This window comes from Parapusillimonas granuli (genome assembly GCF_013416525.1).
GTDB classification, from domain to species: domain Bacteria; phylum Pseudomonadota; class Gammaproteobacteria; order Burkholderiales; family Burkholderiaceae_B; genus Parapusillimonas; species Parapusillimonas granuli.
Window position 1 is genome coordinate 1 of the sequence record NZ_JACCEM010000022.1, and the last position, 7,156, is coordinate 7,156.

General features: G+C 54.6%; 9 protein-coding genes and 1 pseudogene. 3 read left to right on the forward strand and 7 right to left on the reverse strand.

Features of this window, described 5'->3' with window-relative positions; all coding sequences use genetic code 11:
* On the forward strand, positions 1–200 hold a 200-nt coding region (locus H0A72_RS21745; RefSeq protein WP_180158608.1), incomplete at its 5' end, for an IS3 family transposase.
* A 30-nt stretch (positions 201–230) separates the two neighbouring features.
* On the opposite strand, the gene H0A72_RS21750 is transcribed toward H0A72_RS21745, so the two are convergent.
* From H0A72_RS21750 to H0A72_RS21780, 7 genes are all read right to left on the reverse strand, one after another.
* Complete coding sequence (locus tag H0A72_RS21750) at positions 231–404, reverse strand: transposase (protein WP_180158609.1); 174 nt, start codon at positions 402–404, stop codon at positions 231–233.
* A 455-nt stretch (positions 405–859) separates the two neighbouring features.
* Positions 860–2,635, reverse strand: a complete 1,776-nt coding sequence (locus tag H0A72_RS21755; protein WP_180158610.1) for a beta strand repeat-containing protein — start codon at positions 2,633–2,635, stop codon at positions 860–862.
* A 397-nt stretch (positions 2,636–3,032) separates the two neighbouring features.
* Positions 3,033–3,353 (reverse strand): helix-turn-helix domain-containing protein, encoded by a 321-nt coding sequence (locus tag H0A72_RS21760; RefSeq protein WP_180158611.1) that lies wholly within the window; start codon positions 3,351–3,353, stop codon positions 3,033–3,035.
* Positions 3,350–3,709, reverse strand: a complete 360-nt coding sequence (locus H0A72_RS21765; RefSeq protein ID WP_180158612.1) for a type II toxin-antitoxin system RelE/ParE family toxin — start codon at positions 3,707–3,709, stop codon at positions 3,350–3,352. Before H0A72_RS21765 ends, H0A72_RS21760 begins: the two co-directional genes overlap by 4 nt.
* Before the next feature lie 97 nt (positions 3,710–3,806).
* Positions 3,807–5,006, reverse strand: a complete 1,200-nt coding sequence (locus H0A72_RS21770) for a tyrosine-type recombinase/integrase (protein WP_180158613.1) — start codon at positions 5,004–5,006, stop codon at positions 3,807–3,809.
* A gap of 280 nt (positions 5,007–5,286) precedes the next feature.
* Complete coding sequence (locus H0A72_RS21775; RefSeq protein WP_180158614.1) at positions 5,287–5,748, reverse strand: hypothetical protein; 462 nt, start codon at positions 5,746–5,748, stop codon at positions 5,287–5,289.
* Positions 5,745–6,323: a hypothetical protein gene (locus tag H0A72_RS21780; protein WP_180158615.1), complete on the reverse strand. Its 579-nt coding sequence runs from the start codon at positions 6,321–6,323 to the stop codon at positions 5,745–5,747. The genes H0A72_RS21775 and H0A72_RS21780 overlap by 4 nt, the downstream gene beginning before the upstream one ends.
* A gap of 344 nt (positions 6,324–6,667) precedes the next feature.
* Between H0A72_RS21780 and H0A72_RS21785 the strand changes: the two genes are divergently transcribed.
* Both H0A72_RS21785 and H0A72_RS21790 read left to right on the forward strand, forming a co-directional pair.
* Positions 6,668–6,820: a hypothetical protein gene (locus H0A72_RS21785; RefSeq protein ID WP_180158616.1), complete on the forward strand. Its 153-nt coding sequence runs from the start codon at positions 6,668–6,670 to the stop codon at positions 6,818–6,820.
* A 3-nt stretch (positions 6,821–6,823) separates the two neighbouring features.
* Positions 6,824–7,156: pseudogene (locus H0A72_RS21790) on the forward strand (hypothetical protein); the annotation flags it as partial.

The following is a 7,156-nucleotide window of genomic DNA, read 5'->3' on the forward strand; positions in this document are numbered from 1 at the left end:
GCCTGTACAAAACGGAGGTGATTCACCGACGAGCCCCCTGGAAGACCAAGGCTGCCGTAGAGCTGGCCACCCTAGAATGGGTCTCGTGGTTCAACCACCAACGCCTGCTCGGATCTATTGGCGACATGCCGCCGGCAGAAGCTGAAGAGCGATACTATCGACAACTCGCAGCACCCGCTGCGGAACCTGTTTCACTTTAACCAAACAGCCTCCGAAATTCCCGGGGTGATTCACAGATCGTAGGCGCGGGCGACCGCAGCGATCGACACACCAAGCTGCAAACAACACTCGATGGCCTCGGACTTGAAGGCTTCGGTAAAGAAAGGTGCGCCGACGGCGTCCTGTGTCGGCGTGGGTCGCCACAGCGGCGTTCTCTTCAGTGCCCATGGGATGAACTTCTCCATGATGTCTTAGTGGAGTAGTTCATCCTAACGATTGTCGGGACAATAACCAGATGGGGTTCGCTGGACGCTAACGCACAACTGGCCGCCGCAAACTAGCGACTAAAAAACAACGGCCCCTAATGGGGCCGTGTCAATGTGTGTTCGGCGAACGCTTACAGCCAACTTTACGCCACACCGATCTATCTTGCAAAAATCGGGCTGACCATAGATTTTGGCGTCTGAGGGGTTGATGAGGAGTAGTCGGCCAATGGCAAAAGCCCAGCGAACGGGGCTTTTGGTGCTGGAGCAGCGTCGCTATTCTATTCGCACTGAAACCCAAAGGCCTGAGGCTTCATTCGACAGTGCTGCAGAACAAATCTCGGCCGCTTCAGCCCTTTCTTCCACTAAGTGTTCACCGTTCTCCGGTCCACCCCCTAGCGGGGATAGACCGACGGAAAACTATTCTTAGTAGCCTCCTACATCGCCAGCACGAGATCTCCACCGGCGACGGTGGAAGTCGCAAGGTTATGGACGCCAACAAGCTTGACAACTTGGTCAGCAACTGTCAACCCTGCAACAGCAGCATCAAAAACAATGTAGGTGTCGCCACCGTATGTACCCCAAGCAGCATTGCCGACTCCGCCGGCTCCATTTGCAATGGCATCCAACGCCGTTCGCAAATCCGTAGCGCCAGCGGTGCTAACAGCAGTACTCACAAAGTTTGCTTGAGCAGCTAATGCAGCGCTGAAATCTAGTATGTCACCTGTTGCTGCATCGGTAATCGTCGTAACGGCCGCAGCATTCGAGACGACTTGGAGCGTCGCGCCCCCTACGTTCACCACGTCGGCGCCCGCGCCCAACGTAATAGTGTCGGCACCGTACGTACCACCAGAAAGCGCGTGAGTCAGCACAGTGATGTTGTCCACGCCAGCAGAGCCCTTGATAGTCAGACCCTTGCTAGTGGCATCAGCCAGCTCAACGAAGGTGAAACGACCAGTAGCAGCCGAAGCATCAATGGTTGTCAACGCGCTCAACGTAGCAGTGCCAACCAAATCTTGGTCAGTAACCTGGAGGCTCGTAGCATTGCTACCGGTAATGGTAACGGTCTGCAGAGCATTGTCGGTAAGGGTAATTTGGTTGACGAAAGCACCGGTTTTCGCAGTTCCACCAGATGCTATTGTGACCTGCTCAATACCCTGAAGAGTCACAACCCCCGCGTTGGTGTTGGTACCCGCTGCTTGAGCAGAAAACACAACATTAACTTTATCCTCAGTGCCCGTTATGTTCTTGAAGCCCAAAGTAAGTGCATCATTAGCTGCGGCAGTCGAGCCTGACACCAGCAAATCGAAGCCGTCAGCGTCTACTGAGAGGTTCGAAAGGCTAGCGCCCGTAGTATAAACGCCCGCAATCTGTGCGCCAGTAATTGTTGAGCCTGTCAACAAGTTAGCATCCAGGTTAATTGCGGTTTGACCGGTAACGTTCAGAATTTCAAAGTTCTTAAAGGAGGCTGCGTTCCCCGCATTGATCAAAGTCGTTTGAACAGTGTCAATGCCTGAGCCGCCATCAATTACTGCACCCGCAGCAATTGCAGTACCTGTCACGCTGTCGTTGCCCGCACCGCCCTTGAAGCTCGTAGTAACGTTGCTCAAGCCAACCGTAACACCACCTGCTGTCAATCCGGACGCATCGATGGTCTTGAACACGCCATTTCCGCCCAGATTCACTGACGATGCAGCACCCGAGACGACCAGTACCGCGCCTGCCGTTGCAAAGTCAGTGGCTACCAACCCAGCGGTCAGGTTGGTAGCCGCGTTTACCGTCAGATTTTGAACCGTGTTGGTACCACCGGAAAGAGTTACAGCACCAACGGTATTGGCAGCGCCTGTCGAAGCGATCGTTGCGCTTGTTGCCGTGCCTGCTGTAGCGGTAATAGTCGGTGCAACCGTATTCCTCACGCCACCATCAATCGCGATGCTGACCGCATCGGTGGCCGTCGTCATGTTAAAGTTAAGATTTCCAAGGTTGTTGAGGACGCCATTGCCCTTCAGGCCAACTGTCGTACCTGTGCCCAGATTCTGGAAAGTCACGGTGTTAGTAGACGTATTCGACCACACCTGTTCTTCGCCCTGAATGATGCCGAAGTTGTAAGTAGAACCCGCGCCAGCAACGTCGCGAATAAAGAAATTCTCAACATTCGAAATGGTAGCGACAGGGAGTGAACCCGCGCCCGTGCCTTCCACTGTGATGTTCATGCTGTCCGTACCAGCTTTGCCGTCGATAACATCAGCCGCGGTAAACGTACTCGAATTAGAGCCGGCTGTAGTGTTCACGTAACCGTTAACAGTGTCGTTCCCTGCCGTACCTTGAATGTTATCCGGAGCAGTAGTGAGCGTGAGAATTCAACTCATGTAACAGTTTGATTTCAAATGAAAAATCAAAGTTTTGCCCTGTGTGTCAGCGTTGCCGCTGACAGGTCTCGAACTACCGACCGCTAGGCTGGCGCTATCGCAGCCCCTATTCCCGGAAAACACGACAATGTCAGCATGTCAGTGAGTGCTATCGCCGACATGCGTTTTCAACTCAAAGGCTCTTGTGGCAAAAAATAAATAAATGTTTCAATGCTGTTTGCTGCTGAGAGCGTCGTCGTACTCAGGCGAATACGACTTCGGTGTGACCCTGGGGGTGGCTACGACGTGCCTTACGCACGACGATTTCGACATCCCTGCCCAAGAGATTCAGGCACTCAATCATCTTCGCCTCACTGATGCCACGAAACTGCCCGCGCAGCAAACCAGAGAGCTTCGGTTGCGGAATGCCCAGAATTTCGGCTGCTTGCTGTTGCGTCAGATGGCGATGGCGAATAATATCGCTAATCTTGCTGGCCAGGCGAGCCTTTACATACATAGCTCCTGCATCGGGAGTTTGCAGGTCTTCATAGACGTTGCCAGAGCTTTCTTCAATATCGATCATGGCTGACCTCCTTGATTGGCTTCAATAGCCTTTAATCGCGATTTAATCAAATCCATATCAGGCTTTGGGGTAGCAATACCGTGGGTGGATTTTTTTTGGAAGCAATGCACCACGTAGACTGCCAGGGCGTAACGCACGGTGTAAACGGCGCGGTAGGTGTCGCCGTGAAAATCTTCAACCACTTCCAAAACGCCCGCACCACCGAAGCCTTTCAGCGGCTTGGCGTCAGGATGCTTTTTTCCAGCTTGTGCTAGATGCAATGCATATCCAAAGGTATCTTGTACATCTTCGGGCATGGCCATCAAGTCTTTCTTGCTTGAGGCGACCCAACGTAGTGGTTTCGTCGAGGCAGGCATTGCTGAATTATACCTATTTGGGTATTAAGAAGCAAGTAATGCCACAAACAAAAAGAGCCCTGCATGGCAGGGCTCAAGGGAATCAAGGTTTGAAAAATTACATGAACAATCCTGTGGCGTGGACTGCCGCGTTGGCATGTGCCCTCTTGCGCGCTTCGGTCAGATGCAGATAAACCGCCGTGGTTTTCAGTTGGGTGTGCGCCAGGGCTTGTTGCACATCCACGATATCTGCGCCATTGTCGAGCATCATCGTGGCGAAAGTATGGCGCAGGTCATGCATACGTAGTCCTTCCAGGCCGGCTTTTTTGCATGTCGTCACCCAGGTTGAGCGGCACGAATGAAACGGTTTTCCTGTGGCAGGGTTTGGAAACACCCACGGGCTGCTTGCCGACTGCTGGAGTTGTTCCAGCAGGGAGCACACGTCCTCCGCCAAATGTATCACAAAGCCTTTTTTAGCCTTGTCGTCCGTATCAGGCACGGTCAGCGTTCCCCGGTCAGCGTCGAACCATGACCATCGCATTGTCAGCACGTTGCTGCGGCGCAGCCCGGTGGAACCCATCAGCCGGATGATGTCTGGCAAGAAAGGGTTGGACGAGCTCTCCGCAGCTTGAAGCAGGCGCTGCAGTTGTGCCCGCGTCAGGAAGCGCCCTTTGACTTTTCGTACAGTGGTCAACCGAAGGGCATGTGTCGGGTTCTCTTTGAGTGTGAGCAAAGGGTCACTGATAGCCGTGTTGAAGATATGGCGCACGAGGATCAGTACACGCTTCACCGTCCCCTCGGACAGCACTTGATTCGCCCGGGCTACCCACCGACCGTTCGCAATAGGCTTGGTGCGCAAATGGGTATGGAAGGCAACCACATTGTCGCTGCCAATGTCATCCAGCCGCATCTGCCCGAAAAAATCTTGAATATGGTTCCTGTAAATGGATGCGTGGGTTTCATAGGAGCGGCTCTCGTTCTTCACCTTGGGCAAGAACGTGTCAAAGAAGTACCGCTCCATCGTCGGGCACGATGGGCGACGCGTGCGTGACTCCTGGCCTTTGGCGGTTGTCAGCGCCTCCAGGCGTGTTGCTGCCAGTGCGCGCGCCGCATGGCACGACATGGCATCGACAGCCGCGAGTTTTTCCTGACGCTGTTTACCGTTGACGTCGCGGTAGACAATGCTGAAGGTCATCGTCCCTTTTGGCGTCACAACCACGGCAAAGCCTGTCTGTTCCTGGTCGAAAACAGTGAGCTTCGTTTTCAGCCCCGATAGGTCAATGGCTTTCAGAGCGGTTTCTGTAATATGCAACTTCATTTTCGAGTGTCCTGTACCGCACAGAGCAGCCAAAGTGGCTGAGGAGGGGCATGCTTTCCTCGGGCTGAGCGGTGCGAGACACTCGAACTTGATACGTCTGGCGACGAAGTCCAAAATTTAAAATTTTGCGCAAGTGAAAAATTAAGAAAACAGGACTTTAGGTTGTAAAAAAGCCATCTCCGGATCGGAGATGGCTAAGTAAAATCAATAAAAATCAAATGGTTATGTTTTTACTGCCATGTCAGAAACGACATGGCCGGACGGCCTGCACACTTTAAATCTAAACTCGTGTAGTGCCTTCGGGACCGTCGAGCAGGCGACGCCAGAAACCGCGCGGCGTGAACGTGTGGCCGCTGAGCACCAGTGCCAGCAGGGCTACTTCTCCGGGTGCTTCATTCAGCTCTGGCCATCGAGCTCTCGCCTGGCTGATAAGATCGCTGCGCGATTCATCAGTCACAAAGGACGATAGCGAGAGTTCCTCCGCTAAAAAACGAGCCTGCCAAATGCCGATGCCCAGCACGCTCGCTGCCGCTGCCGTGGTACTCGCCGGTGCGCCAGCCAAGCCCTGGCCGTCTGCCCAGATATCGCGCAGTTCGTCATCAAACACGTTCAGGGTCCATGCCAGACCCCGCAGGCCCCAACGCTCGGCCAACGCATGCGCGACGAGCCGTTGGCTCAATACATCCTGATTGCGGGTCAACACAGGAATCCAGCGAGTGAGCTCATCCGGGTCGTCAATCAATGCAACCTCCCATCAGCGATGTCATTCGCTTTCGCTTGCGCATCCTCTTCGTCTAGAGCAATTGCCGCATCCTGTAACCCCTGCAGCAACATCGGCAAGCGTCTTGGCGGGAAAAGCTCTTGGGTGGTCGCGTCTTCGTACAAAGCGCACAGCAACGCTTTGACGCTGTCGGGCACATCGAATACTTCTGGTGGGACGAGTGGTCCGACCACGGGGTCTTGTGCGATACGCTGGACGCCTTCGATGAGTTGCTCAACGGGAGCGAGGCTGGCGTCAGGCATCAGAAAATCAGTGGCTGACAGTTTGCCAGCCAGCAGCCAGACGGCGGCAGGTGGCAGTTCAAGATAGTGCGCGATGGTTCGCACGCTGGGGTTCTTCAGCCCTGTCATCTCCCGAGCGCCGCTCGAAAACGTCATGAGTTCACCGAATGTGATGCCGAGCTGTCGGGCGAGCTCATGTCGAGAATGCCCCCGCAGCTCGGCTTTTCTATAGAGCCATTGAACGAGCCGTGGACGCATGCCCGCGCCTGCTGCAACGTCGTCGGTCGTAACCGGCGAGTGTGTCGCGTTTTTCATAATAATGTCCTTGCAGATATAGAGTTCCTGGGAGAGCGGTTGCCCTCAACTCCTATAGCGACCGTTTGCCAGCGTCCTCACGCGCCGCCCCACCGCCGCCGGTAGCCTGTCAGCTACCGCTCCAGTGCAGTGTCCGCTTTCGCCTTCTCAAGAAAGAATCTTGGAATCTTTATTTGTTTGCGCGCGATCGCGCGCGAAGGGGGGGTCGCTACACGCTGAAAAGCGCGTGTAGCGGTCGTTTCGCCCAGTTTGGTTCGTGCCGAAGCGTTCTGCACAAAAAACGCGCTCAATTCAACTCCAACGTCACCTTTTGACTGTGGAAATCCCCCGAAGGAGCCGTTTTCATGAACAGCATCAACCCACAAAACAACCCGAAGTCGCCCAGCGCCGGCACCGTCCAGCGCTACAAAGCGGCATTCATGCAGCGCGTCGCCGACCATGTCAGGCTCAGTTACACGCGCTGGACAGCTGGCACCGTCAGCGCTGAGCGCGCCTAGGCGATGGTCAAGAAATTCCATCAACGCTATGGCATCGGCCTGACACGTCATCAAAAAGCCTATGCGCGTGGTCTGGGCCAGGCCAGTGCAGCCTTGACGCTATGGTCTGAAGAGCCGGGGCAACTGCATTGGGTGCTGATGCTCACCCCGGGTGAGAATCTTGCATACGACCTTGAGCGCCTTAAAGAAGCAACGACCGCCCAGGGGCGGTGTCATCGGTCATCCAATAATCCCCAGTTGGGATCATTGAAAATTCCCCACCTGCTTTTCGGAGATAAAGCAGATGGATACTCAGATGAATTGGAACCAGCGCATCATGGCAGCTCATGCCAAGCC